The organism is Mucilaginibacter mali (assembly GCF_013283875.1).
GTDB lineage: Bacteria > Bacteroidota > Bacteroidia > Sphingobacteriales > Sphingobacteriaceae > Mucilaginibacter > Mucilaginibacter mali.
Genome location: NZ_CP054139.1, coordinates 5,328,423 through 5,350,473, shown reverse-complemented (window position 1 = coordinate 5,350,473; position 22,051 = coordinate 5,328,423). Strand labels below are relative to the sequence as shown.

The window sequence follows — 22,051 nt, the reverse complement described above, 5'->3', positions numbered from 1 at the left end:
GTGAGTTGAATTTAGTTGCCGGTTACTTTGGTCCTGTACACCTTAACCAGCCACAGGTAGTTCGACACCTCGACGTTGACGGTGGAAACGGCCGTGATGCCGCCGTTCTTCGCGGCGGTCTCGATGCTGGCGTCGGGACTCGGCCAGAAGCCGAGCACGCCTATGGCGATCGAGGTTCCGGACTTGGGGGCCTTGGCGATGTTCGCGCTGGTCGCGCTCACGGGAAGCATGACCGAGCAGGAAGATAACAGCAGGATTGCCGCGCACAGGGCTGCGAGCAGGCGCGCGGAACAGGTAGGGTTTCTTTTCATGTTGCCTTGGGTTTAAGGGTTAGAGGACAAGAGGGTTATAAATCAGAGCAATAATAGGGATTATAATCCCTATTTCAAAATGAAATCTTTGCCAATTATTGCGTATGGCTAAGGAAAGGCAGCGGCGCAACGAGAAGGGGATATCCGTCCTCGGCGGCAACATACGGAAGTACCGCGGGGCGAGGGGGCTGACCATAGAGCAGCTGGCCAACCTGCTTGAGGTCGACTACTCGCAGATCAGCCGCATGGAGCGGGGCGTGGTGAACGCGCACGTCTCGATGGTGTTCGACATTGCCGAGGCCTTGGGGGTGTCGGCCAGCCAGCTTTTGGAAGATGCGGGACAATAGTCCAGCTGGTCATGTTCGCCCCATGGCGGGCAGGGCTCATCCGGTGCACTCAACAGAAACAGGGCCTTTCGCCCCGTTTGATCTTGCAATATTTAATTTTACGTATAGGCGGGTTTGTTCGGCCATTGCTGTACAACGTGCGCGGCGAGGACGGCCTCGTACATTTTTTTGTCATATAGGTTGCCGTGCAGCGAGCCTTTTCCGCGCTGTTCGGACAGCTGCGGGTACAGCCTGCAGGCGCAGGCGATCAGTTCGGCCGTGGAGTGCGTGCCCGTGCGGCCCTTTAGTTCCGTCTTGGTAATAACGTAGAACGCGCAGCCGCGCTTTCGCGCCATCTGTTCCGTGCGGTCGAGCAGCCGGCGCAGGGCGGCGCTGAGGGACCTTGCCGGCGGCGCCTTCACCACGACCGCGTCGATGTCAAAGCGCTTCAGGTAGCGCCGGTACGTGTTGATAATGATCTGCATCTTGTAGTCCGACCAGGCCCGCTTGTAGAAGTGCACCTCGCGGCGCAGCAGCTTTCCGTCCCGCAGCACGCAGACGCCGGACTCCTTCGTCCCGACGCTAATCCCAAGTACGGTCATTGGTGTTGAAGACGGACCTGGTAACGATGTTGGTGAACAGGCGGGCGCGCGTCGTGCGCACGGAATGGTCGGGAAGCGTCATCACGTGGGCGAGCGTGGACAGCAGGTACTCCCTTGGGTACTTCTTGGCGCAGCTGAGGTAGAACGCCAGCGACTTCTGGTCGTCGAGGCTTTCGGCCAGCGACTGCGCGAGGGTGATCTCGTTGGGGGTGTATATGTTGCTTCTTATTGGGTTCATGATGGGAATGCCTTAACTGGTAATCGGCAGCGTTCGTACGTACGATTATTTTTTAAAAGACGTTCGTACGATCGTTGCGGCGGTCAGGATGCGGGGCGCAGAAAGCCTGGTGCCTGTTGCTACAGGCATTGGGGAGGTATTGGATTGTATTGGCAGGCCCCGTCGGGCTGCCAGAGGGAGGCGATCTCGCCTTCTATCTGCTGATAGTATTCGGGATACAGTTCCCGCGGGCTGCGCCCGTAGAGGACGCAGAGCTTTATGAGGTTGGTGCCGCTGGGCATGGCCCTCTCGTTTTCCCAGTTGCACAGGGAAATGGCGGTCAGGCCGAGCAGCTCGGCGATGCGCTTCTGTTCGTACCCCGCGTCCTGGCGGGCCATTCGCAAACTATTCGGATATTGTCGGCTTGAATGACCCACGTGCATAGGATATAGGCGGCGCGAGTATATCGTAACGGGGGTAAACTTAAACTAAACTTTAAGTGCGGGAATGTGGACAGTACCTTTAGCAAACGTTTAGATGTTTTTCGGCTTTCCATTAGAAAGGCCAACCGGCTATCGGTTGGCCTTGAAGAACGCTTTGGCGAAGCCCTCGGGCGTGATGCTCCGTATGATCGTGTCGAGCGGTATTTTGGTCGCCGCCCGGTACCCCTGCGGTATCTGGTGCAGCTTCAGGTGCCGGAACCTGGGCGTCTTGCGGCCGAAGCTGCCCGGCAGCGGCGCCACGACGCTTTTGGCCCGCGGCGGGTTGAACGTTCCCCACAGGCAGGTGCGCTTGGTGTAGGGGTCGCCGTACTCGTACGGGTCGAAGACGAAGGCCGGCTTGCCGAGGAAGCGCAGGAGGTGCCCGCGGGGGTTTTCCAGCGCCCAGAACTTCAGGCGGTTTTGGTACTTGTACACGGGGTTGTACAGGCACTCGTGCACGATCTCCAGGCAGGCGTTGACGGTGCGCATGCCCTTGCGGAAGTCTCGCGGCGTGCCCGCCCTGCCGTCGAAGCGCAGCAGGGAGAACATGGTGCAGGGCGGGGCGGCCAGGATGCCATATACCCTGTTGTTCCGGACCAGCTCGACCAGCTCGGGATAATCCCGCCACCGCTCGACGTCGTAACCGGGCAGGGTGATTACCCGCACGTCGTACCCCGCGTCCCTGTACGGCTTGCTCCACGCGCCGGTGCCGCCGCAGAGGTCGAGGATGACCTTTTCGCTGTCCGGGATCGCGGCGGCCGTACCGGTCCCGCTGTCTGATAATGTTAATTTATTTTTTTCATCTTGTGTTTTTCCCATTGCTTGAGCGTAGCAGCGGGGATGTCTGATTTATAGAGGGGTAAACTAAAAAGGGACTTTAAGTGTACTTTCATAATTTACGGTTCCTCATCGAATTCGCCTCGGGAAGGTTTCTTGATATTTAATTTATGAATACTTAATTCATCTTTTATCGTTTCTACAATGGTCAACGGATTTACAGGCTCATTTAAAGGATCCAAAGTTCCAATGTGTTCCACTAAGGCGGACCACTTGCTACTTGTAGCAACCCCGTTTATAGTGGCGCAGAGGCCGGGGGTAATCGGTGAAATGAAAAAATCTCCCCAAGCGGCTTGGAAAGATTTCAGGAATTTCTTACTTTTAGTCGGGTGATTTACTGAACGTTAAAGGGATGTCGCCCGTCTTAGTTTTCGGCAAAAGAACCTTCAATTCCTTGACATATCCTAACATGAGAGCCAAAATTTGGCAATAGACCAGCAAAGGGGGATACTTGCTGCTTCCGGATCCGAAACGAGAAAATTTGTTCTTCAACAAACCAACTAAAAATTGAAAAACTATGAGCCCAGAAAAAAAGCGGCTCACAGAGCCTATTAAAAGAGGTAGGAAGCTTCTGTCTTTAGCTCCAGTTTTCGTAGGCATTCTTTGGAAGTTCGGTTCGGATGGGTTGAAAGCATTTTCGGAGGGGTCGGGATGTATGGTCTGGGTTGTCTACGCTATAGGCGTAGTAAATGCAGTATATTATTTCCGATCAAAAGAGATTGACTTGAAGACCCAAGAACTCAAATACCTCAAAAAGGTATATGGGTTTCGCCAAAAGGTTTCTCGGGAATCTCTCCGGCAGTCCAAGGACGCAGAGGGTAAGCCCAAGAAAAAACGCAGCAGGGATGCTCCGTTGGATCCAGAGGCACCGAATTAGCGTTGTTGTTGTTTCATATTTGTATATATTTTTTTTCAGCGTAGTCCCTAAAGAAATTTAGGGCTACGTTGTTTTTGCGCTTCAGTTGAGAACTGCCGACGCCTTTTAGGAGGCTATGAAATATTTATTCCTTTGCAGGATTTATCTGCTTCGATAAGTTCCTCCGGTCTTGCCCGAAGTGATCGGGCAATCTCAATCAGGTTAGTGGTAGAGGGCAGCGAGAGGCCGTTCTCCCACCGCGACAGCCGCGACTCGCAGCGCAGGCCGAGCAAGTCCGAAAGCTCCCGCTGTGTGAGGCCGCGGGCGAGGCGGCGCTCGCGTATGCTGTTGGGGTGCTTTGGCTTGTTCATGCGGCGAGTGTACGCCGGCTTCCGCCGGGCGTGTAGTGGGGCAAAGTTAAAGCGCCCCTTAACTATCCGGTGGTGCGCGCCGCGCCGCAGGGGTTTGCCGGCTCCTTCGACTCGTCCAAAGTTCCAATGTGCTCAACGAGGGCGGACCACTTGCTACTTGTAGCAACCCCGTTTATCAAGGGAACAAAGGGCGAACGGGAGCCGCGCCGCGTGCCCCGGCCGCCAAACTGCAACGAAGGGGTGCGGAAAGCCGGTTTCCGTTACACCCCTCCTCCCGAAAATATCCTTATTCCGCCGCAGGTGCCGCCTTCGGGCCGGCGCGAAAACCGCCCGCCTGTAACATAAAAATAAGGGGATTTTGTGGTACGATTCCTGTCTATGCCGCAGGAAAGCGAAACCGAATACTACCCGCTCAGCGCGGTTGCGGCCGCGCTCGGCGTCAGCCGCGTGAGCGCCTTCAGGTACGTGAAGGCGGGAAAGCTCGCGGCAATCAGGATCGGGCGCGGCTATTACGTGTCGGACTTCGCCTACAGGGACTACCTCGTCGACCACGTCCTCCCGCCGGGCATCAGGGAAGCGCTCGCGGGCCTTGCGGAGTGCGTCCGCCGCGAGGCCGCCGAGGGAACGGCGCAAGAATTTCCTCCGGGGCTGCTCGAAGAGATGAGGCGATCAGGAGAAGGTTCGTAGCGGAGGGTAGCGACAGCCCGTTCTCCCAGCGCGACAGGCGCGACTCGCAGCGCAGCCCGATCGTGTCGGAGAGTTCCCGCTGTGTGAGGCCGCGGGCGAGGCGGTGCTCGCGTATGCTGTTGGGGTGCTTTGGCTTGTTCATGCGGCGAGTGTACGCCGGCTTCCGCCGGGCGTGTAGTGGGGCAAAGTTAAAGCGCCCCTTAACTATCCGGTGGTGCGCGCCGCGCCGCAGGGGTTTGCCGGCTCCTTCGACTCGTCCAAAGTTCCAATGTGCTCAACGAGGGCGGACAAGTATGGAACAGTTTCCAAAAAAAGTGATTCCGTCAATCCCTGTAAGGGTTTTTCTGGTTCCAACCGTGTGATTTCGGGGCTGAGGGTAAAATGGATTTTTTCCAGGTAATCAAACCACGGAAACCTTGTAAACGTTAGTTTTTTGCCCGATAGCACCCAGTTCCAACCTAAGTAGCCGCACACCGATTTTTGGGCCTTGGGATTGTCGCTTTTGAGCAGGTCGGCTGCGGAAACGGCGAAGTCAAGCCTTGGCGACAACCGGTTTTCCCAATCGTTTACGTTTTCTTCAAGCCGCCTGGTCTTTTCCCGCGCGGCCAATACCTGCATCTCGCGCTCGGCTTTCTTTTGATGGTATTTTTCCTCATTGATGGTATTGGCGATTCGGAGGTCAAGCAGGGTGTCGAGTTCGGCCAAAAGGGAACGCTCATGCGACCTTGCGGTTTGCAGAAGTGCCGATTGCTCGTCCAGTTTCGGCTGGTAGTTGCCGCGAACGGTGTTTAGCGCCCACTCCTTCCATCTTTGCGTTACCGTTATCCTCGAGATTTCCGTGCCGATCATCTCCAGGATGTCCCGCTCCGTGGTGTAGTGCTTTTCGGCGCAGGGGGTGCCGCTCTTGCGCTTGGTGCAGTGGTAAAAGATGTAGGCCCTGTACTCTCCCGTGCTCAGCTTCTTCAGCTTTTTGGATGCCGTGATGGAGCAGCCGCAGCTGCCGCACTTTATGAAGCCGGTAAACGCGAAGTCATGCTTGTGCACCTTGGGCTTGTTCCGTCGGGCGAGGATGTCCTTTATCCTTTTGTGCTCTTCCATGGTGATCATCGGCTTGTAGGCGCCCTTGTACAGCCTGCCCTTGTAGTAGAAGTTGCCGGTATAGAACGGGTCGCTGAGTATCTTGTGTGCCATCGACAGCGACAGGGGGCGGCTGCTGCGGTGCCTGCTGCCGCGGGTGCGGAAGTGAAACTGCTCGTTAAGGACAGCCGCCGCCTCTCTCATCGTGTACCGGCCGGTCAGTATCAGGTCGTGAAGCTTGCGCACCAGGTGCCACCGCTTGGGATCGGCAATGATCTTGTTGGAGCCGTGCAGGGTGTTTTTCGTGTTCAGGTACCCTAGACGGGCCATACAGGGCGGCTGGCCCATCTCGGCCTTCTTTGCCAGCCCCTTCGCCACGCGCTCGGACAGGTCGACGCTGTACTGCGCGGCCATGCTCGTTTCCAGCGATATCAGGATGGCGCTGTCCTTGCTCAGGTATTCCCGGTTTGGCGTCCAGATCGACCTGATGACGCCCGTCTGCAGCAGGTGCACCAGTTCGCCGCCTTCCAGGTGGTTGCGCACCAGGCGGTCGACCTTCCACACGATAACGCCCGCGGCCTCGCCCTTCTTGATGCGGCGGATCATTTCGGAATAGTTGGGGCGGTTGAAGGGGACCTTCGCGCTGCCGCTGTCGGTAAAGGTAGCCAGCACGCGCAATCGCTCGCGCTCGACGAGCTTCGCGGTGTCTTCCAGCTGGCCGGGAATCGACAAAGCCTGCCGGTCTTCTCCCTCGGTCGACTTGCGGGCGTATTCAAAATAGGCAATCTGTTCCTTATCCATGTTAAACGCAAAGAGGGACGGCTCACACGTTGTCATTGCAGGACTAATGTTAAGCCGCCCCTCGCTGGGCATAAAAAAATGATCGTGTATTACATTAATCCTGCACATCCATTATCTCATCCCGATCAGCGTTTGGAAAGGGCTTCAGGCACATCAGGACGTATTGCAGCAGCAACGAGGCCTTCTCGTATGCGTCCTTGTCGGACAGCATGACGCCGCATTCCTCGTAATAGAGCTGAACGAATGCCTGTAACTGCTGGTCGTTTATTTGCATGGGCCTATAGTCGCACGTTTTAGGCGTGCGAAACAGCGGGGGAAGATTAAAGGACTGTTTAAGAATCCCCCGCTACCACTGGTATCGGTTATCGCATACGATAGCCGCATGTACGAACTGAAACCCTTCACCCCCATCGCCCGCACCAACTGGCGCAACGACAACAGGCTGTTTGGAATTAAGCCGAAGGACCGACTGCACGGCATGCTGGTTATCGGAAAATCAGGTATGGGAAAATCCCAATTATTGGTCAACATGGCGCTTGACGACATTGTGAAGGGCAACGGGATCTGCGTGCTGGACCCTCACGGCCAGGTAAGCGAGATGATAAAGCGCCGCATTCCCAGGGAGCGGCTCAAGGACGTAATCGACTTTGACGCGGCCAACGCCGACGCCCTTCCCGCGTTCAACCCCCTGCACGGCGTGCCGGAGCACCAGCGCGAACTGGTGGCCTCGGAAATGGTTGCGACGTTCAAAAAGCTGTTCGACGACGCGTGGGGGAGCAAGATGGAGCGGACCCTGCGCATGTCCTGCCTGACGCTGCTCCAGTACCCCAACTCGACCCTGCTCGACATACACCCGCTGCTGACCGACAGCGCGTTCCGCGCGGAAGTGCTGCAAGCCGTTTCCGACCCGCACGTCCTGGCCTTCTGGAACAGGGAGTTCGGGCTGCCTGCGGCCGGCGCGCAGGCGGCGGCCATTCTGCCCATACTGAACAAGGTGGGCGTGCTGCTGTCGAACAGGACGCTGCGGGGCATCTTCGGCCGACAGGGCGGCATCTCGCTGGAGCGGTGCATGAACGAGGGGAAGATAGTGCTGTGCAACCTGCCCAAGGGCGTCATCGGGCAGGACGTTGCAGGCGTGCTGGGCAGTTTCCTCATCTCCGGCATCCAGAATGCTGCCATGCGCCGGGTGAACGTTCCCGCGGGGGAGTTAAAACCTTTTTATCTGTTCATAGACGAGTGCCACAACTTCCTGTCGGCCTCGTTCGCCAGCATGCTGCCCGAGGTGCGTAAGTTCGGCGTGGGGATATTCCTGGCGCACCAGTACCTCGACCAGCTTGCTCCCGACATTCGCACATCTGTTTTAAATTCAGTTGGTAGCATAATTTGTTTTCGCATTGGGTTTTCCGACGCCAAAGTAATGGAAAAGGAGTTCTATCCTACATTTGGTTATGAAGACTTTGTTAACCTTCCTCTATATCATATCTATATAAAACTACTGATAGATGGTTCGGAGAGCAAGGGGTTCAGCGCGGTTACGCTGCCTTCGTTTGACAGTTCATAATTTTCTCCCAAACGGCTTTGTCTGTAACTGTTATAATAAAATTTAGAAATCTAATGTTAGATTTGGATAAACCTTTCGCATCCATAGAAGTGCGGTTTGAATGAAAAAGGATAAAGTCGATTTAAAAGAAATTAAAGTGATGTCGCAGCTTTACGAACTTCTCGAAAAGGATGCATTGCTGCTGACCAGAGATCACAGGTTACTTGACGTTTTAGTTGACTATAGAAATCAAACGGAAAATACCGATGAGAAACAGTTGGCCCAATGGGAATTAGAAGCGTTCTTATTTGGCTTTCACGGTATTGATCCGTTCGCCTACAGCACCTCAACCGGCGCGGAACCAGGCACCTACAACGAGTTCCCAGACATGGATGATTTTCAAGCCAAGGCTTTTAATTACCTGCGGCAACGATGTGTACAGGCAAATAATCCTGTTTTGGTAGCGCGTTATCACCACCTTGTTTGGCGGGGGCCGAAAGGAATAAAAAATAAAGCTTTTGCAACCCGCGCAATTGATGGATACATGGCTCAAGTCCCACTGTATTTAAAACAGTTCGATATTGATGGCGACGATCATAGCCTTTCTGAAATAAGCCAGTTGCTCAAAAAGCTTATTCGACTATGTGCGGAAACCAAATTTAAAGTAGACGAACTTAAAAAGCTACTTTCAGATATTTTTTACAACACACCCACCGTCCCCTTTTTTATTAAAGATTCCGTACTGGAGCTGATGTTGGAAACCAAGGTTTTATTTAGGCCTGCCGACTTCAAGGGAGCACTGGACATATATGAAGCTGAGTTGTTAAAAGAGACTCATAAAAAAGATAGATTTCTTTGGACACACGGGTATTTCGACAATGCAATAAATTTGGCGACAAGGCTTGGGGTAGACGTAAAAATATGGCACGAGCGCTTGGGCGATATGCACACGCACATTGCAGAACTTGAAAATAAGCCTGAGCGCAACTGGCTTAAAGGAAAGGCAATAAGTTCTGCCATAGAGGCTTACCGGAATGCTGGGCATGCGGAAAAAAAGAAAAACGCAGAACAGTTGCTGTTTGAGTTAAAGCCGCATATCAAGTTAACAAGTGTTCGAATACCGGCCAATGACGATGAAATTAAGCAATATGAGACACTGCAAAAGTATATTAAGAACGAGTGTAAAAATCTGTTGCTTGAACCACCGGAGCAAATTTATGCAAGCTTGATTGAGGGTTGGTTTTTTCCCAATGCCGCTGCGATAGGCGAAAAAGTAAAGACGATAAAATCAACTTTTGACCTATTCACGGTCGTTCAGTTTGACAATAACAAGAACATTCGGACTGAGCAGGCCGATGCCGGAAAAAATAAGCGGTTCAATGAGGCTTACAGCAGGTATCTTGAACATTATACTTTGCAGTATTTGCACTATGTATTTGTTCCGGGCATCAAATCCGGACATCTGACTTATCGTAATTTCCTGGCTTTTCTCAAAGAACGCACCTGGCTGGGCGAACCTTATTTGGAAACCGATTTATCGGGCAATGTCTTGTCATTTAACTGGATTTCGATGTTAGCTCCTGCCATTGTTGAATATTTCGTCCAGGTGCAAAGCTGGGTATGGAGCGCCGGTTACACGCCAAGTTTTATGCTTCCTATAGAAAGTTTGACTTTGAAAATGGAGGGCCTGCTTAGAAACTTTGCAGAGCGTCTAAACATTTCTACAACTGTTCTCGGAAAGAATGGTACTCAGGAGGCGTATATACATAATATATTGGAGGATGAACGAATACAGACTTATTTTGATCAGGAAGATGTGCAGTTTTTTAAATTTTTGTTTGCCAATGAAGGAGGGATCAATTTACGTAATAATATAGCTCACTGCCTATATAACGTTACCGACTACTCACTTGACAAAATGCACCTGCTCTTAGCCGCGCTTATACGGATAGCAAAATACCAGATATTAAAAAAGGAATGACAGGAAGACATTTAGTTATTTTGTAATTTTGAAGAATTAATAAACCTTATAACACAATGCTACAAGCTATACCAACAAAAAACGGCACTGGAGTATCAATTTATGGCGATTATGGGGATTTAAAAAGTCTTTATGAAGCAGTCGACCACATTGCAAATACACTTAATGGGGATAATAAATTTCAGAAGGGTCAGCATCAGTTGCTGATGAACTTCGCTTATGAAATAAGAAAAGGATATAGCGGCCTTCGGCTGACAGAGGAAATGCGTTTTCCGGGAGAGCAGCATACCCTTCATTATTATGGTTTTCAACTGGTATGGACGGATATTTTGATATTTATTTCTACACTTCGTCATAATGCCGGTTATATTCAAACAGATAGGTTGCAACAGGCAACCCTGTATTTGTTGGAATACGTTATAGAAAAAGCACTGGATGATTATGATAGGGCAGCCGCTTCCGAGATTAAAAATTTTATTACTTATGGTATTCCTGTAAGTAATGAATACTCTTTCATTATATATCAGGCCATTCATATAGAATATGTTTCAGGCAAGTCGGGCAAGGCGCGTTTTAAGAAAATCCCTAAGTTACTGAACAATTACTTTAATACATGGGCTCCTGAATACAAATCTCTCATCGCGTCGTTTGAGCAGTCTGCCAAAGAGCAGAATTGTGAGATTACTGATTTAGAATTTCAGGACTTTCCCGATATTAAATGGTAAAATCGAAAATCAACACAGTTGCCCTTCCGCCATTTATTAGGTACTGGACATTGCACAGCAATACGCTTATTACACACCTGCAAGTCCGCGAAAGCGGGCTTTTCGTAGATTTAATATTATAAAACCGTGCGGCTACCATGTTTGACATTGATTACCTAAGCCAGTTAATTGCCAATGGCATAGAAGAAAATACAGAGTTAGAATACAAGGCCGCTGCGGCATTGCAGCGGGAGGACAAGAAAATAACCGAAGCCACAAAGGACGTTTCCGCATTTGCCAACTCTAATGGCGGCATATTAATCTACGGCATCAGTGAAAATCAAGCCAGTAAGCATTTGCCCGGTAACATCGACCCGGTAGACCGAAAAGCCATTACTAAAGAATGGCTGGAACAAATCTTAAACGCCAGGATAAGGCCACGTATACATGGCTTAAAAATTCATGTAATAACAATTGCTGATGACAAAGTAGTGTACGTTTTAGAGATACCAAAAGGCGAAACAGCCCATCAGGCTAACGATAAACTATATTACAGGCGGCACAATTTCAGCGTTGAATCTATGTTTGATTACGAGATACGCGATGTCATGGCAAGGCAAAAAGCGCCTCAAATCAAAATTCATTTTGACGTTGGGAAAAAGGCCAATATTTGGATTGCGCCTAATGATAGAACCATACTCCACAAGCAAAGGCCATACCTTTATTTTTTAAATGTGCATATTGAAAATGTAGGCAAGATGTACGCCAGGTATATCAACATAGTGCTAACCCTGCCGCAGCGTTTACTTGATGCAATGTGTGATGAACACGATAACACAACCGTAAAAATTCCACTTGACAATAAGGTTAGAGATTTGATTGAACCGCCCGACGATAACCGCCGGACGCTTTCCATAGGGGACATGAACAAGCCCAAACAATACGGGCCAGCAAGGCGTGAGCCGCTATTGCCCGGTATGCATGTGACCCTGCAATCTTTTCCTGTTGACATTGATAATATCTGGCAGGGAGACGTATTAAGCTGGACACTTTATGCCGATAACGCGGAGCCCCAAAGCGGCGCGTTAAAGTTCGATCAGATAGAATTAAAAGTATAATTTATCATTTTTTAAAAGGTTATTGGCGTTAGCAATCGAATTTAAATCATCCAAAAGGTTCGACTTTTCGCCCGTTCCCCCTACTTAACGAAACGCGCTTTACGGCGCGTTTCTTGTTTATCGGCTTTAACAAAATGACAAACAGGTCGTTACTTCCCATCAAAAAGAGTTCGAAATTTTTCAATAAAAATTTGCACTAATTTTCAGTCGAGTCTATTTTAAACTTGTATTGTAACCTGGTTGTAAAAAAGCTTATTTGCTGCAAAAGGGTGCTTGTTGTTGTGATTCTCATTTTGTTCCTTATCGAACATCCCATACTTTACAAAGGCGATTGTTCCTTTTTGTTCCAACCGCGTGTAGTTCTCCTCGGAGCCATATCCGGCATCGGCTGTAAGCACTTGCGGTGCTTTGCCAAAGCTGACTTCATGCTGCGCTAAATGAGCACTTAATGTATTGGTGTCTGTGGTGTTGGAGTGAATGGTGTAATTGACAATGAACTGGTTGGATGTGGATATCTGAACATTATACCCCGGTTTTAACTGGCCGTTTTTCATGTGGTCTTCCTTCATCCGCATGAATGTGGCATCCGTATCGGTCTTGGAATAGCTGTTGCGTTCACCCAGCAGAGCTTCCTGCTGCTCATAGCGGGCAATGGCCTGCGGGTAATGTTTGCTGATATACCGCAGCTTGCTTTTGACCTGTTTGGAAACATCCTCACGCGAGGAAAGCTTCTCATTGAGTTTATCTACTGCGGCATTGACCTTTTCACTGTCAATAACAGTAAAGTCAGGCGGATCAGGCAGCCTGTCTTCTTCTTTTGCTACGCTTTGGGCATAGTCCCATATCTCTGACAGCTGCTTTTTCATCTTTTCCTTATTGGTCTGAATCGCTTTCTTCCAGACAAAGGTATACCGGTTTGCATTCGCCTCTATCTTTGTCCCGTCCGTATTCACTTCTTCAATACTGAGCAGGCCTTCCTCTGCCAAAAGTTTCACCACATCTTCGAACACATCACGCAGCGCATGCTTCAAACGTACGCCCCGGAAACGGTTGATCGTATTATGATCAGGATAGTTCATCGAACTCAGCCACATCAGGTAAACGCTTTCCCGGCAGGCTGCTGCCAGCTTTCGGCTGGAGTAGGTGTTGGTTACATACCCATATACCAGCACCTTTAACAACATTTGCGGGTGATAGCTTGAACTCCCGCGGATATGATAAGCTTTCAGCAATGGTTCCAGATAGAGCCTGTCGATCACATCGTTAACTACACGCACCGGGTGCGATGCCGGAACTAATTCGTCAAGTGTCGGAGGAATAGCCATCAACTGCCGTTGCTGGTAGGGCTTGAATACAGGTCTTTTAGAGGACATACTACGCTACTTTCGATACATAAATATATGAAAATCAGATTATTATATCAACTAAATACCCCTCTTTATTCCAATAAATTATGCACAAATAAAAAAGAGGCCATACCATGATTTATGATACAGCCTCTTTACGCTTTTTATATATTCAATTTCATTACTCCTCATTCCGCTTACTAAATTCGATATTCAGCTTCACGGTCTTTGTTTTGCCACCGGCAGCGCCGTTCCAGCGGGGGCCGGTTTTAACAATATCTATCGCCCGTTTATCTTCATCGGTATCAAAGCTGTTCAACACTTTGAAATCGCTCAGTTCGCCTTTGCTGCTTACCGTGAACGATAAGCGCACCGTTCCGGTTTTATCGCCTATGGCCTGGCGCTGTAAATACTTATTATAATTATCCCAGCCCATTTGGGGGTGGGCTTCCTTTACGGCCGCCTTATTAGGGTTTACAATTACCACTTCGGCCAGCGAGGCGCCTTCGCTTTGCAGGGCTACTTTTACGCTATCATCGGCCCGGGCTTTAACCTGTTTGCTTTGGAACCCTAACGATCGCACATTCAGCGTAGCCTGCCCCTCGGCGGGGATAGAGAAATGCCCCTGCGCATCGGTTTGGGTGCCCTTTTTTGTACCATCTATAAATACAGTAGCGCCGGGCAAAGGAAGGCCCAGATCGCTAAGTATGGTACCGCTTATTTTTTTAGGTGTGGTAACCTCCGCTCCTTCCACCTTAGCTTTTAAAGTTTGCGGAGCTGAAGCTTTTTTATCAATATCTTTTTGCGATAGTTTGGCCAGCCCCGGGATAACTACTTCTTTAAGCGCCACGCTGTCTTTAGATTGCTTACGTGTGGCTATACTTAATACTTTTGCCGGGTCGCCTGTTTTTATTCCTGTCTTTGCCGCCTGGTCGCCATAGTCGTCTATCACCTGGGCCTTTTCTATAATATCGGCTGGGAGGTTTTTAACGGCCTGCTGTACATCGGCGCCTGTATAATCCTTTCCATTTAGCCTTACTTTAGTTACCGCCCGCCCTTTAGCTGTCAGGTTGCCGTTACTGTCAACCTCTATACCTTCCATTTTTTTCAATAATTCTGCAAGCGTAGCATTTGGCTTTACTTTCACATCATTCTTAGCGTAGCCATACGCTGTAACTGCTTTAACATCACTATTGCCAACCGGCTCATCAATACGAATTTCCGCATCAGCCTTTACTGTGGCCTGCCTTAATTGCGCCTGCGGTTTATTGGCGGGGGCAGGCGGAACTGTAGCCGCAAGCATTTTATTATCGGCAACCGTTTTAGCAACCGTATCAGCGTTTACCAGTGGATGATCGGCAGGTGCCGGCGCTTTTTCCAGCGCGGCCGTTTTTTTGTCAACAGGGGCTTCCTGCCTGCCGTATCGCAAATATCCAATGGTTAAAAACAACAATACCGATGCCGCGGCGGCGTAATACTTCCACGGAATAATGCGGCGCACCTTGCTTGGGCCGATGCGTTTTTCCAGTAGGGCATCCAAATCGTTCAGCTGGCCTTGCTGCGGGCCGGTGGTTTGTTCATAGCCCTCCATCGCATCCATCAAAAACGGATCGTCCTGTGCCTCGCGCTCCAGTTGGTGCATGGCACGGGCATCAAGCTCCCCGTTCAGGTACTTCCGTATTTGCGATATGTAGTGCTTTTTATAGGCCACCGTTTTTCTCCAGGCAAATTTTCAAATTGCGTTTTCCGTTTTGTATATAGCTTTTTACTTCGTTAAGGGTGAAGCCGGTTTCGTCGGCTATCTCCTTGTAACACTTATCATTGTAATAAAACAAATTTACACTTTGTTTTTGCGCTGCGGGCAGCTTTTCCATGCATCGCTCCAGCGCTTTCATCGCTTCTTCCTTGTTTTCTTCTTCAGGATGCATAATGATGCTGTTTTCCATAACATCATCCATACTAATTACATCCATCTTTTTTGCCGACCGTAATTGCATCAGGCAATAGTTGCGGGCAAGTACATAGAGCCAACCCCTAAACTGTTTTATTTCGTGCCGGGCGGCCTTATCTACCAGTTCCTCAAATATTTGCATCACGGCATCCTTGCAGGCTTCCTCATCTTTTAAATATTTAAGGCAAACACCATAAACCAAACCCATATAGGGCTTATATAAACGGCCAAGCACAGCTATGTCACCGCTTTTGCGGTAGCTGTCCAGCAGTTTCAGTTCATCTGCTTCATCATGCTTTTTTGCCGGGCCGAATACGCTCATTTTATCGTCGTCAAAATAAATTTTTTAACTGGTTTATGGAAATATGGTTTCGATAGCATCATGATTAAAAAAATCACAAGGATCATGAAAAAGATAGCGCTACTTATGATAATGCTATTAGCCGGGCTGACAGGATACAGCCAGGATAGCGGCCGCACAATCAGCGGAACAGTTTATGCTAAGGACGATGGCCTGCCTTTGCCCGGCGTAACGGTTAAAGTAACCGGTACCAACACCGGCACACAAACCAACCAAAGCGGAAAATACAGCATTACATTACCCGCGGGCAAGGATAAGCTGACGTTTGCCTTTGTTGGCTTCGAACCGCAAACTATAAAGGTTGGCAAAAAGGATAAGCTGGATGTTAAGATGGAACCGAGTTCGCGGGAGTTAAGCGAGGTAGTTGTAACAGGGTACGGCACGTCGACATCAGATGGCTCATCCGTATTTTCGCAGCTGTACGGAAATTCTGCACCTGCTAACAACACCTATGCAAAAAGAAATGCAGCTATTGCCATCGAAAAACCCAAACGGGATAACGGCGCAAAAACATCGCTTGAAGACCTGCTGAAAAAAATGGAGGGCTTATCGGTAGATGATAAAGGCAACCTCTCATCAAAAGGCCAGGCGGTAACTAAAATAAAGCTGAACGGAAAAGATTACGCCGGTGGTGATGTAGCTAAAGCTATCCAAAACCTGCCTGCCGATATTATAGAAAAGGTGCAGATGATAGATGACTATGGCGACCAGGCCGCTAAAAATGGCATAAAGACCAGCGTATTAAACATTACTACCCGGGCCGATGTAGCTAACGAATCGTACGGGAAATTCATCGAAAATAAATACCAAAACCCACTTGATAACCCATTGTCGACCTTTTCTGTTGATGTGGATGCGGCATCGTACAGTAATATCCGCCGCTTTATTAACGGAGGGCAATTACCGCCTAAGGATGCCGTGCGCATCGAGGAAATGATCAACTATTTTAAATATCAATTACCTGAACCGAAAGGCGACGAGCCGGTGGCCATAGCCACCGAGCTTGCCGCCGCACCCTGGAACCCGAAGCACCGTCTGCTGCGCATCGGTCTCCAGGCCCGTACCATAAAGGCCGATAAACTGCCGGCATCTAACCTGGTTTTTTTGATAGATGTTTCCGGATCGATGAACGAACCGAACAAACTGCCGCTGGTAAAGCAGTCGATGAAAATGCTGGTAGATCAGTTGCGCAGACAGGATAAGGTAGCTATTGTGGTATATGCCGGTAATGCCGGGCTGGTGCTGCCCGCTACCAGCGGCGATGAAAAGGAAACCATAAACGATGCCATTGATAACCTGAGCGCGGGCGGATCAACCGCGGGTGGCGAGGGCATTAAGCTGGCCTATAAAATTGCCCGGGAGAATTTCAGGAAGGGCGGCAACAACCGCATTGTAATGGCCACCGATGGCGATTTTAACGTTGGCGCCAGCAGCGACGAAAGCATGGAGCAATTGATCACCAAAGAGCGAGATAGCGGCGTAGACCTATCCATCATGGGTTTTGGCATGGGCAATTATAAAGATAGCAAAATGGAAACCCTGGCCGATAAGGGCAATGGTAACTACGCCTATATTGATAACCTGACCGAGGCCCACAAGGCCCTGGTGAGCGAGTTTGGCGGCACCATGTTTACCGTAGCCAAGGATGTGAAGCTGCAGATTGAATTTAACCCGGCCAAAGTGCAGGCCTACCGCCTGATTGGCTACGAGAACCGCCTGCTGGCTAAAGAGGATTTTAACAACGATAAAAAGGATGCCGGCGATATGGGATCGGGCCATGCTGTTACTGCTTTTTACGAGATCATCCCGGCAGGGGTTAAGGACGATTATTCGGGCAGTGTCGATCCGTTAAAGTATCAAAAGGTGGAAAAACCAGCAGTGGCTTCTGCTTCGGATGAGATGGCGACCATTAAATTCCGCTACAAACAACCGCAGGGATCGGTAAGTAAACTGAGCCAGGCCACCGTTATGGATACCCCGAAGGAATTTGACAACCTGAGCGCCGATTACCGCTTTGCCGCCGCAGTTGCCGAAGCCGGCATGCTGCTGCGCGAATCGGACTATAAAGCCAACGCTACATTTGATCAGGCTATAAAAATTGCCAAAGCCGCTAAGGGAAATGACGAAGAAGGCTACCGGTCTGAATTTGTGCGGCTGATGCAAAGCGCCAGATCAATGAACCGGACAACGCTGGCGAAGAATTGATGATCAGCTTGTCATTGCGAGGAGCGTAGCGACGCGGCAATCTCATAGGCAGGTCCACGTTGCTTGTCCTCTGAGATTGCCACGCTATCGCTCGCAATGACAATGTGTTTTATGTTCGGGGGCTGTTTTCTACATCTCCCCCTCAACCTCAAACTGCAGCAACTCCATCCGGTTGCCGAAAGGATCGATAAAGGCGAAACGTTGGCGACCGGGAATCACCGGCTCCCAAATTAGCTCTACACCTTTGCTTTCCAAATAAGCTTTGGCGGCCTTTACATCGGTAACCTCAAAGGCGCTGTGGCGAATGGTGCGTGGGCGGGCTTCCTCCACGCCAATGTGCAGTTCAATCCCGCATACATTAAACCAATGCCCGGGCCTTCCAAAAACATCCGGCCGGTAAGTTTCGGGCAAGCCGATGATATCAGCATAAAAAGCCCGCGCTTCATCCAGCCGCTCTTCGGGTACGCAAACGTGTATGTGGTCTATTCTTTTAAAGTCGATCATGGTTTTTTAATGTGCAGATATGCAAATGTGCACATGTGCAAATGATGAGAATATAGCCGACGCGCAAATCCATTTGCACATCTGCATATACGCACATTTGCACATTAGGAGTTCAACTCATCCCAATACTCCACCGCGCGGCGGTAATGTGGGATAACGATGGAGCCGCCCACCAGGTTGGCTATCATAAACACCTCGTTCATTTCATCGTGGTTAACTCCGGCCTCGTGGCATTTGCCCAGGTGGTATTTAATGCAATCGTCGCAGCGCAGCACCATTGATGCTACCAGGCCCAGCATTTCTTTGGTTTTTACATCAAGCGCGCCATCGGCATAAGTGGTGGTATCCAGCGCGAAGAAGCGCTTGATATTGGTATTGGCCGTCTCCATAATGCGGTCGTTCATCCGCGTGCGGTAGCTCTCAAAATTGTCTATCAGTTCTCCCATGGGTGTCTGTTTATCTTAAGCACAATTTTCGTTAAAAATTATGTAAATTCATTATCTGTTATTAAATTGCGAAAAATATTAGCAATTTAACCTGTCAACAAATCAAGATCAAATTACTATGGAAACGCTGTCGCCAAACATTTTTACAAACGATATGAAGGGCACCATTGCCTTTTATGAAATACTGGGCTTCAAAAAAACAATGTCGGTACCCGAAGAAGGCGACGAACTGGTTTGGGCCATGATGGTAACCGGCAGCGTAACCATGATGTTCCAAACGTTTGAAAGCCTGGCCGAAGAATTGCCGGAAATATCGCGCAATAATGGTGGTTCGCTGTTGCTGTATATTAATGTGAAAGACATCACTGTTTTTTTTGATAAGATAAAAGATAAGGTAACAGTGTTAAAAGGCCTGGAAAAAACCTTTTATGGCGCGACGGAGTTTTCCATATTAGACAATAACAACTATGTGCTAACCTTTGCTGAGCATGAATAAATGATAGCGCATGTTTTGAAACTAGATTTTTAGTACATTGCATTATTAATCAGTTATGCCATGGCAATACACAAATTTAAAAAAACGAAACTGGGTATTGATATGACCGCCATGTGCGATGTCGCTTTTATCCTGGTTGTGTTTCTGGTATTAACGGCTAAGCCAAGATCCATCTTTTCAGACCGTATAAACTTACCTGCAGCATCTTTAGAAACCTCAGATCCGGATGGAGGTATTGCCGAAATTATTATTAATAAAGGGAAATGCTATTTTAGTGTTGAGGGCGACATTTTTAAAAAAGAGTTATTGACAAAAGTAGGGAGGGATTATGGCCTGATGTTTTCTGAACAGGAAAGTAATAAATTTAGCAGGATGGATGCCATTTGCACGCCCATTGAACAATTAAGATCATTTGTACACAATTACCATACCCCCGATGATATTTTTGAACAGGATGGCATCCCTGTTGACAGTACTAAAGCTAACGAGTTAATGCAATGGGTAATTGCCGCCCGGAACATTGAGATGAAACATAAAGAAAGGGAACTGAAGTTTGCCATTGTTTGCGATAAGGATGAGCCATACCCGGTTGTTAAATTAATTATGGATGATTTGCGAAGCATCGGTATAAATAAATTCTCGTTGGTGCATAATACACGAACGGCCAACAATTATTACTAAATGAAACCTATTTAATGTCTACAGATACAAAAAAACGCTGCGCCTGGTGCGGTACCGATCCGCTTTACATGAAATACCATGATGAAGAGTGGGGTAAGCCCGTGCATGATGATAAAATACTGTTCGAGTTTTTGATCCTGGAATCGGCGCAAGCCGGCCTGAGCTGGATCACCATCCTGCGCCGCCGCGATGGTTACCACAAGGCTTTTGCTGGTTTTGATGTGCATAAGGTAGCCGCCTTTACCGAAGCCGACGTAGAACGACTGATGCAGGATGAGGGCATTATCCGCAACCGCCTGAAAGTGCTTGCCGCAATAAACAACGCCAAACTATTTATCGGCGTACAAAAGGAATTTGGCTCGTTTGATAAATACCTGTACAGCTTTATGCCCGATGGCGTACCCATAGATAACAAACCCAAACCCGGCGGCATACCGGCCGCTACCGCAATATCCGACGCCATTAGCAAGGATATGAAAAGGCGGGGTTTTAAGTTTTTTGGTACCACCATTTGCTACGCCCACATGCAGGCCACCGGCATGGTGAACGACCATTTGGAAGATTGCGATTTTAGATAGATATTACCGCTATGAAAAAGCTATTCATTTCCCTTGTGGTTTTACTGATGTTAAACATCTGCGCACTTGCCCAGCACCAGGCCAAAGTTAAAGCGCTGGCCCAATTAGTGGCCACGGCCACCCTAAAGGGCGATTTTAAAACCGTGATAGACCATACCGACCCCGAAACGGTTAAAGCGGCCGGCGGCCGGGATGCGATGGTTAAAGTAATGGAACGGGTTTTCACCCAAATGAAAAAGCAGGGGGCGTACGTAAAAAGCGCCACAGCCGGAGAACCCGGCGCCATTGTAACCGTAAACGGCAAGCTATTTTGCTTAGTGCCCGAAATTGTAGGAATGGCAGTACCTCAAAGCAGCATGATGCCAAAGGGGGTATATACCGCTCAGTCAACACTGCTGGCTTTAAGTACTGATAATGGCAAAAACTGGTATTTTGTAGGCTCGGGCAGTATTAACGAAGAGGCGATCTACAAAAAGTTTCCCGAGTTAAAGGGCAAGATCGTTTTCCCCAAACCTGTGCCGCCCCAATTTACGCCAGAGGCATAACACTGTATATTGCCATAGCGATGCGTTTGAATCCTATCGCTATGGCTTAAGCAAACTACTGCCGCCCTATTTCTTCACCATATAGGTAGCCAGGTTACCTTTCAACAGGATATTGTGGGTTTTCATCACTACCTGGTAATCATCAACCATCGCGTTAAACGCGGCTACTTTCGGGTTCTGCTGCCCGGTTATTTCATATTCAAACTTATAGAACAAGTATGCCCTGATAAGGAATGCTTTCAGGTCCAGATCGATAGATACCTCGTTGATCATCGGGTCGAGCATATCCTTATCCAGCAAATAATCCAGGCCAACATCGCCTTGCAGGTATCCTAATATTTTAAAACTTTGTGCCTTGGCGGCGGCATCGCCAAATTTATCGGGAGTGGCGTTGTATTTATGTATATCATCAAGCACAGGGGCAAAATCGGTAAGCATTTGCTGCTTTTCGTAAAATTTAAAGCCTTTGGGTAGTTGTATAGGTTCGGCTTTATACTCGTCAACATACAGCGTAACGGTATCTTTTGTGCCCGTTTTAGTCACCCTAAATTGCTCTACGTTTACACCGTTTATCATGGATGTATTGCGCGATATCCAGGTGATCTGGCTCCCATCGGCCCACAGCAGCGACTTAAAAAAACGGTTTAGCTGCTGCCCTATCTTTTTTTCGTCGCCGATATTACCTACGTAGGCGCCTACAGGTATCAGCATATCCGATTTTAAACCGTAGCCCTCAGGCGCAGGCGTATCGGTATGCTTTAGGATCATATATTCGTAAAAATCATCGGTAGGCGTGCCGGCAGCAGGGGCCACCGTTTGTGCCGGTACAACAGCAGGTTTAGCTGCCGGTTGCTTTCCTTTGGGTGCAGGTTTAGTTTGCGCGCCGGCCACAGCGGCCAGCAATAGCATGGGGATCAATAGTTTCACAATCTTCATAAAAAAATAATCGATGAAGATTAGCATAAATCTTTAACTAAGCAAATAGTACTGCCATATTTAAATATTTTTAACAAATCTTTGCTTTATAC

Annotated in this window: 26 protein-coding genes and 1 pseudogene; 12 read left to right on the top strand and 15 right to left on the bottom strand. The window is 49.0% G+C overall.

Going from position 1 to position 22,051, the window contains the following annotated elements:
• Window positions 1–11: 11 nt before the first annotated feature.
• Window positions 12–311: a TRL domain-containing protein gene (locus HQ865_RS22700; RefSeq protein WP_173417102.1), complete on the bottom strand. Its 300-nt coding sequence runs from the start codon at window positions 309–311 to the stop codon at window positions 12–14.
• Between the two features lie 104 nt (window positions 312–415).
• Between HQ865_RS22700 and HQ865_RS22695 the strand changes: the two genes are divergently transcribed.
• Window positions 416–658, top strand: a complete 243-nt coding sequence (locus tag HQ865_RS22695) for a helix-turn-helix domain-containing protein (protein WP_173417101.1) — start codon at window positions 416–418, stop codon at window positions 656–658.
• Between the two features lie 98 nt (window positions 659–756).
• On the opposite strand, the gene HQ865_RS22690 is transcribed toward HQ865_RS22695, so the two are convergent.
• The 4 genes from HQ865_RS22690 to HQ865_RS22675 form a co-directional block, all read right to left on the bottom strand.
• On the bottom strand, window positions 757–1,239 hold the full coding sequence (locus HQ865_RS22690; protein WP_173417100.1) for a hypothetical protein: 483 nt from the start codon (window positions 1,237–1,239) through the stop codon (window positions 757–759).
• Complete coding sequence (locus HQ865_RS22685; RefSeq protein ID WP_173417099.1) at window positions 1,220–1,477, bottom strand: hypothetical protein; 258 nt, start codon at window positions 1,475–1,477, stop codon at window positions 1,220–1,222. Before HQ865_RS22685 ends, HQ865_RS22690 begins: the two co-directional genes overlap by 20 nt.
• A 119-nt stretch (window positions 1,478–1,596) precedes the next feature.
• On the bottom strand, window positions 1,597–1,854 hold the full coding sequence (locus tag HQ865_RS22680; RefSeq protein ID WP_173417098.1) for a helix-turn-helix domain-containing protein: 258 nt from the start codon (window positions 1,852–1,854) through the stop codon (window positions 1,597–1,599).
• Between the two features lie 174 nt (window positions 1,855–2,028).
• Window positions 2,029–2,757 carry a class I SAM-dependent methyltransferase gene (locus HQ865_RS22675; RefSeq protein ID WP_173417097.1) on the bottom strand — a complete coding sequence of 243 codons (729 nt, stop codon included), beginning with the start codon at window positions 2,755–2,757 and terminating at the stop codon, window positions 2,029–2,031.
• 535 nt (window positions 2,758–3,292) lie between these two features.
• Between HQ865_RS22675 and HQ865_RS22670 the strand changes: the two genes are divergently transcribed.
• Window positions 3,293–3,652 (top strand): hypothetical protein, encoded by a 360-nt coding sequence (locus HQ865_RS22670; protein ID WP_173417096.1) that lies wholly within the window; start codon window positions 3,293–3,295, stop codon window positions 3,650–3,652.
• Between the two features lie 113 nt (window positions 3,653–3,765).
• Here the strand turns inward: HQ865_RS22670 and HQ865_RS26155 are convergent, their stop codons facing one another.
• Window positions 3,766–4,002 (bottom strand): helix-turn-helix domain-containing protein, encoded by a 237-nt coding sequence (locus HQ865_RS26155; RefSeq protein ID WP_173417095.1) that lies wholly within the window; start codon window positions 4,000–4,002, stop codon window positions 3,766–3,768.
• A gap of 378 nt (window positions 4,003–4,380) precedes the next feature.
• Between HQ865_RS26155 and HQ865_RS22660 the strand changes: the two genes are divergently transcribed.
• The gene (locus tag HQ865_RS22660; RefSeq protein WP_173412910.1) at window positions 4,381–4,689 is read left to right on the top strand and encodes a MerR family transcriptional regulator; all 309 of its coding nucleotides are present in this window, start codon (window positions 4,381–4,383) and stop codon (window positions 4,687–4,689) included.
• Here the strand turns inward: HQ865_RS22660 and HQ865_RS26150 are convergent.
• From HQ865_RS26150 to HQ865_RS22645, 3 genes are all read right to left on the bottom strand, one after another.
• Window positions 4,571–4,831 (bottom strand): helix-turn-helix transcriptional regulator, encoded by a 261-nt coding sequence (locus tag HQ865_RS26150; RefSeq protein ID WP_173417094.1) that lies wholly within the window; start codon window positions 4,829–4,831, stop codon window positions 4,571–4,573. The genes HQ865_RS22660 and HQ865_RS26150 overlap by 119 nt on opposite strands.
• 62 nt (window positions 4,832–4,893) lie before the next feature.
• The gene (locus HQ865_RS22650) at window positions 4,894–6,567 is read right to left on the bottom strand and encodes a recombinase family protein (RefSeq protein WP_173417093.1); all 1,674 of its coding nucleotides are present in this window, start codon (window positions 6,565–6,567) and stop codon (window positions 4,894–4,896) included.
• Between the two features lie 94 nt (window positions 6,568–6,661).
• A complete protein-coding gene (locus HQ865_RS22645; protein WP_173417092.1) occupies window positions 6,662–6,841 on the bottom strand; it encodes a hypothetical protein in 180 nt (59 codons plus the stop codon).
• 108 nt (window positions 6,842–6,949) lie between these two features.
• Here HQ865_RS22645 and HQ865_RS22640 point away from each other — a divergent pair, with 108 nt between their 5' ends.
• The 4 genes from HQ865_RS22640 to HQ865_RS22625 all read left to right on the top strand — a co-directional run bounded on the left by HQ865_RS22640 (window position 6,950) and on the right by HQ865_RS22625 (window position 11,910).
• The gene (locus HQ865_RS22640) at window positions 6,950–8,128 is read left to right on the top strand and encodes a type IV secretory system conjugative DNA transfer family protein (protein WP_173417091.1); all 1,179 of its coding nucleotides are present in this window, start codon (window positions 6,950–6,952) and stop codon (window positions 8,126–8,128) included.
• A gap of 100 nt (window positions 8,129–8,228) precedes the next feature.
• Window positions 8,229–10,088, top strand: coding sequence for a DUF4209 domain-containing protein (locus tag HQ865_RS22635; RefSeq protein WP_173417090.1), 1,860 nt, complete (start codon window positions 8,229–8,231; stop codon window positions 10,086–10,088).
• Window positions 10,089–10,144: 56 nt separating this feature from the next.
• Window positions 10,145–10,813, top strand: a complete 669-nt coding sequence (locus HQ865_RS22630) for a DUF6904 family protein (RefSeq protein WP_173417089.1) — start codon at window positions 10,145–10,147, stop codon at window positions 10,811–10,813.
• 137 nt (window positions 10,814–10,950) lie between these two features.
• Window positions 10,951–11,910: an AlbA family DNA-binding domain-containing protein gene (locus HQ865_RS22625; RefSeq protein WP_173417088.1), complete on the top strand. Its 960-nt coding sequence runs from the start codon at window positions 10,951–10,953 to the stop codon at window positions 11,908–11,910.
• 239 nt (window positions 11,911–12,149) lie between these two features.
• Here HQ865_RS22625 and HQ865_RS22620 read toward each other — a convergent pair.
• The 3 genes and pseudogenes from HQ865_RS22620 to HQ865_RS22610 all read right to left on the bottom strand — a co-directional run.
• Window positions 12,150–13,283: pseudogene (locus HQ865_RS22620) on the bottom strand (IS1182 family transposase); the annotation flags it as partial.
• A 154-nt stretch (window positions 13,284–13,437) separates the two neighbouring features.
• On the bottom strand, window positions 13,438–14,967 hold the full coding sequence (locus HQ865_RS22615) for a carboxypeptidase-like regulatory domain-containing protein (protein ID WP_173417087.1): 1,530 nt from the start codon (window positions 14,965–14,967) through the stop codon (window positions 13,438–13,440).
• Window positions 14,957–15,529: an RNA polymerase sigma factor gene (locus HQ865_RS22610; RefSeq protein WP_173417086.1), complete on the bottom strand. Its 573-nt coding sequence runs from the start codon at window positions 15,527–15,529 to the stop codon at window positions 14,957–14,959. Before HQ865_RS22610 ends, HQ865_RS22615 begins: the two co-directional genes overlap by 11 nt.
• An 84-nt stretch (window positions 15,530–15,613) precedes the next feature.
• On the opposite strand from HQ865_RS22610, the gene HQ865_RS22605 reads away from it, so the two are divergent.
• Window positions 15,614–17,773, top strand: a complete 2,160-nt coding sequence (locus HQ865_RS22605; protein WP_173417085.1) for a vWA domain-containing protein — start codon at window positions 15,614–15,616, stop codon at window positions 17,771–17,773.
• 129 nt (window positions 17,774–17,902) lie between these two features.
• On the opposite strand, the gene HQ865_RS22600 is transcribed toward HQ865_RS22605, so the two are convergent.
• Window positions 17,903–18,277, bottom strand: coding sequence for a VOC family protein (locus HQ865_RS22600; RefSeq protein WP_173417084.1), 375 nt, complete (start codon window positions 18,275–18,277; stop codon window positions 17,903–17,905).
• A 104-nt stretch (window positions 18,278–18,381) separates the two neighbouring features.
• A complete protein-coding gene (locus HQ865_RS22595; RefSeq protein ID WP_173417083.1) occupies window positions 18,382–18,723 on the bottom strand; it encodes a carboxymuconolactone decarboxylase family protein in 342 nt (113 codons plus the stop codon).
• A gap of 118 nt (window positions 18,724–18,841) precedes the next feature.
• On the opposite strand from HQ865_RS22595, the gene HQ865_RS22590 reads away from it, so the two are divergent.
• From HQ865_RS22590 to HQ865_RS22575, 4 genes are read left to right on the top strand one after another with little or no spacing between them, the layout of a single operon-like run.
• Window positions 18,842–19,219, top strand: a complete 378-nt coding sequence (locus tag HQ865_RS22590) for a VOC family protein (protein WP_173417082.1) — start codon at window positions 18,842–18,844, stop codon at window positions 19,217–19,219.
• A gap of 60 nt (window positions 19,220–19,279) precedes the next feature.
• Complete coding sequence (locus HQ865_RS22585; RefSeq protein ID WP_173417081.1) at window positions 19,280–19,900, top strand: ExbD/TolR family protein; 621 nt, start codon at window positions 19,280–19,282, stop codon at window positions 19,898–19,900.
• Between the two features lie 14 nt (window positions 19,901–19,914).
• Window positions 19,915–20,478: a DNA-3-methyladenine glycosylase I gene (locus HQ865_RS22580; protein WP_173417080.1), complete on the top strand. Its 564-nt coding sequence runs from the start codon at window positions 19,915–19,917 to the stop codon at window positions 20,476–20,478.
• Window positions 20,479–20,489: 11 nt separating this feature from the next.
• Window positions 20,490–21,023 (top strand): hypothetical protein, encoded by a 534-nt coding sequence (locus tag HQ865_RS22575; protein WP_173417079.1) that lies wholly within the window; start codon window positions 20,490–20,492, stop codon window positions 21,021–21,023.
• A gap of 66 nt (window positions 21,024–21,089) precedes the next feature.
• On the opposite strand, the gene HQ865_RS22570 is transcribed toward HQ865_RS22575, so the two are convergent.
• Window positions 21,090–21,959 (bottom strand): hypothetical protein, encoded by an 870-nt coding sequence (locus HQ865_RS22570; protein ID WP_173417078.1) that lies wholly within the window; start codon window positions 21,957–21,959, stop codon window positions 21,090–21,092.
• Window positions 21,960–22,051 lie beyond the last annotated feature (92 nt).

What these genes read in the sequence shown, in the direction of transcription:
- HQ865_RS22700 (WP_173417102.1), bottom strand. Translation starts at nt 311, where the DNA reads ATGAAAAGAAACCCTACCTGTTCCGCGCGCCTGCTCGCAGCCCTGTGC.
- HQ865_RS22695 (WP_173417101.1), top strand. Translation starts at nt 416, where the DNA reads ATGGCTAAGGAAAGGCAGCGGCGCAACGAGAAGGGGATATCCGTCCTC.
- HQ865_RS22690 (WP_173417100.1), bottom strand. Translation starts at nt 1,239, where the DNA reads ATGACCGTACTTGGGATTAGCGTCGGGACGAAGGAGTCCGGCGTCTGC.
- HQ865_RS22685 (WP_173417099.1), bottom strand. Translation starts at nt 1,477, where the DNA reads ATGAACCCAATAAGAAGCAACATATACACCCCCAACGAGATCACCCTC.
- HQ865_RS22680 (WP_173417098.1), bottom strand. Translation starts at nt 1,854, where the DNA reads ATGGCCCGCCAGGACGCGGGGTACGAACAGAAGCGCATCGCCGAGCTG.
- HQ865_RS22675 (WP_173417097.1), bottom strand. Translation starts at nt 2,757, where the DNA reads ATGGGAAAAACACAAGATGAAAAAAATAAATTAACATTATCAGACAGC.
- HQ865_RS22670 (WP_173417096.1), top strand. Translation starts at nt 3,293, where the DNA reads ATGAGCCCAGAAAAAAAGCGGCTCACAGAGCCTATTAAAAGAGGTAGG.
- HQ865_RS26155 (WP_173417095.1), bottom strand. Translation starts at nt 4,002, where the DNA reads ATGAACAAGCCAAAGCACCCCAACAGCATACGCGAGCGCCGCCTCGCC.
- HQ865_RS22660 (WP_173412910.1), top strand. Translation starts at nt 4,381, where the DNA reads ATGCCGCAGGAAAGCGAAACCGAATACTACCCGCTCAGCGCGGTTGCG.
- HQ865_RS26150 (WP_173417094.1), bottom strand. Translation starts at nt 4,831, where the DNA reads ATGAACAAGCCAAAGCACCCCAACAGCATACGCGAGCACCGCCTCGCC.
- HQ865_RS22650 (WP_173417093.1), bottom strand. Translation starts at nt 6,567, where the DNA reads ATGGATAAGGAACAGATTGCCTATTTTGAATACGCCCGCAAGTCGACC.
- HQ865_RS22645 (WP_173417092.1), bottom strand. Translation starts at nt 6,841, where the DNA reads ATGCAAATAAACGACCAGCAGTTACAGGCATTCGTTCAGCTCTATTAC.
- HQ865_RS22640 (WP_173417091.1), top strand. Translation starts at nt 6,950, where the DNA reads ATGTACGAACTGAAACCCTTCACCCCCATCGCCCGCACCAACTGGCGC.
- HQ865_RS22635 (WP_173417090.1), top strand. Translation starts at nt 8,229, where the DNA reads ATGAAAAAGGATAAAGTCGATTTAAAAGAAATTAAAGTGATGTCGCAG.
- HQ865_RS22630 (WP_173417089.1), top strand. Translation starts at nt 10,145, where the DNA reads ATGCTACAAGCTATACCAACAAAAAACGGCACTGGAGTATCAATTTAT.
- HQ865_RS22625 (WP_173417088.1), top strand. Translation starts at nt 10,951, where the DNA reads ATGTTTGACATTGATTACCTAAGCCAGTTAATTGCCAATGGCATAGAA.
- HQ865_RS22610 (WP_173417086.1), bottom strand. Translation starts at nt 15,529, where the DNA reads ATGAGCGTATTCGGCCCGGCAAAAAAGCATGATGAAGCAGATGAACTG.
- HQ865_RS22605 (WP_173417085.1), top strand. Translation starts at nt 15,614, where the DNA reads ATGAAAAAGATAGCGCTACTTATGATAATGCTATTAGCCGGGCTGACA.
- HQ865_RS22600 (WP_173417084.1), bottom strand. Translation starts at nt 18,277, where the DNA reads ATGATCGACTTTAAAAGAATAGACCACATACACGTTTGCGTACCCGAA.
- HQ865_RS22595 (WP_173417083.1), bottom strand. Translation starts at nt 18,723, where the DNA reads ATGGGAGAACTGATAGACAATTTTGAGAGCTACCGCACGCGGATGAAC.
- HQ865_RS22590 (WP_173417082.1), top strand. Translation starts at nt 18,842, where the DNA reads ATGGAAACGCTGTCGCCAAACATTTTTACAAACGATATGAAGGGCACC.
- HQ865_RS22585 (WP_173417081.1), top strand. Translation starts at nt 19,280, where the DNA reads ATGGCAATACACAAATTTAAAAAAACGAAACTGGGTATTGATATGACC.
- HQ865_RS22580 (WP_173417080.1), top strand. Translation starts at nt 19,915, where the DNA reads ATGTCTACAGATACAAAAAAACGCTGCGCCTGGTGCGGTACCGATCCG.
- HQ865_RS22575 (WP_173417079.1), top strand. Translation starts at nt 20,490, where the DNA reads ATGAAAAAGCTATTCATTTCCCTTGTGGTTTTACTGATGTTAAACATC.
- HQ865_RS22570 (WP_173417078.1), bottom strand. Translation starts at nt 21,959, where the DNA reads ATGAAGATTGTGAAACTATTGATCCCCATGCTATTGCTGGCCGCTGTG.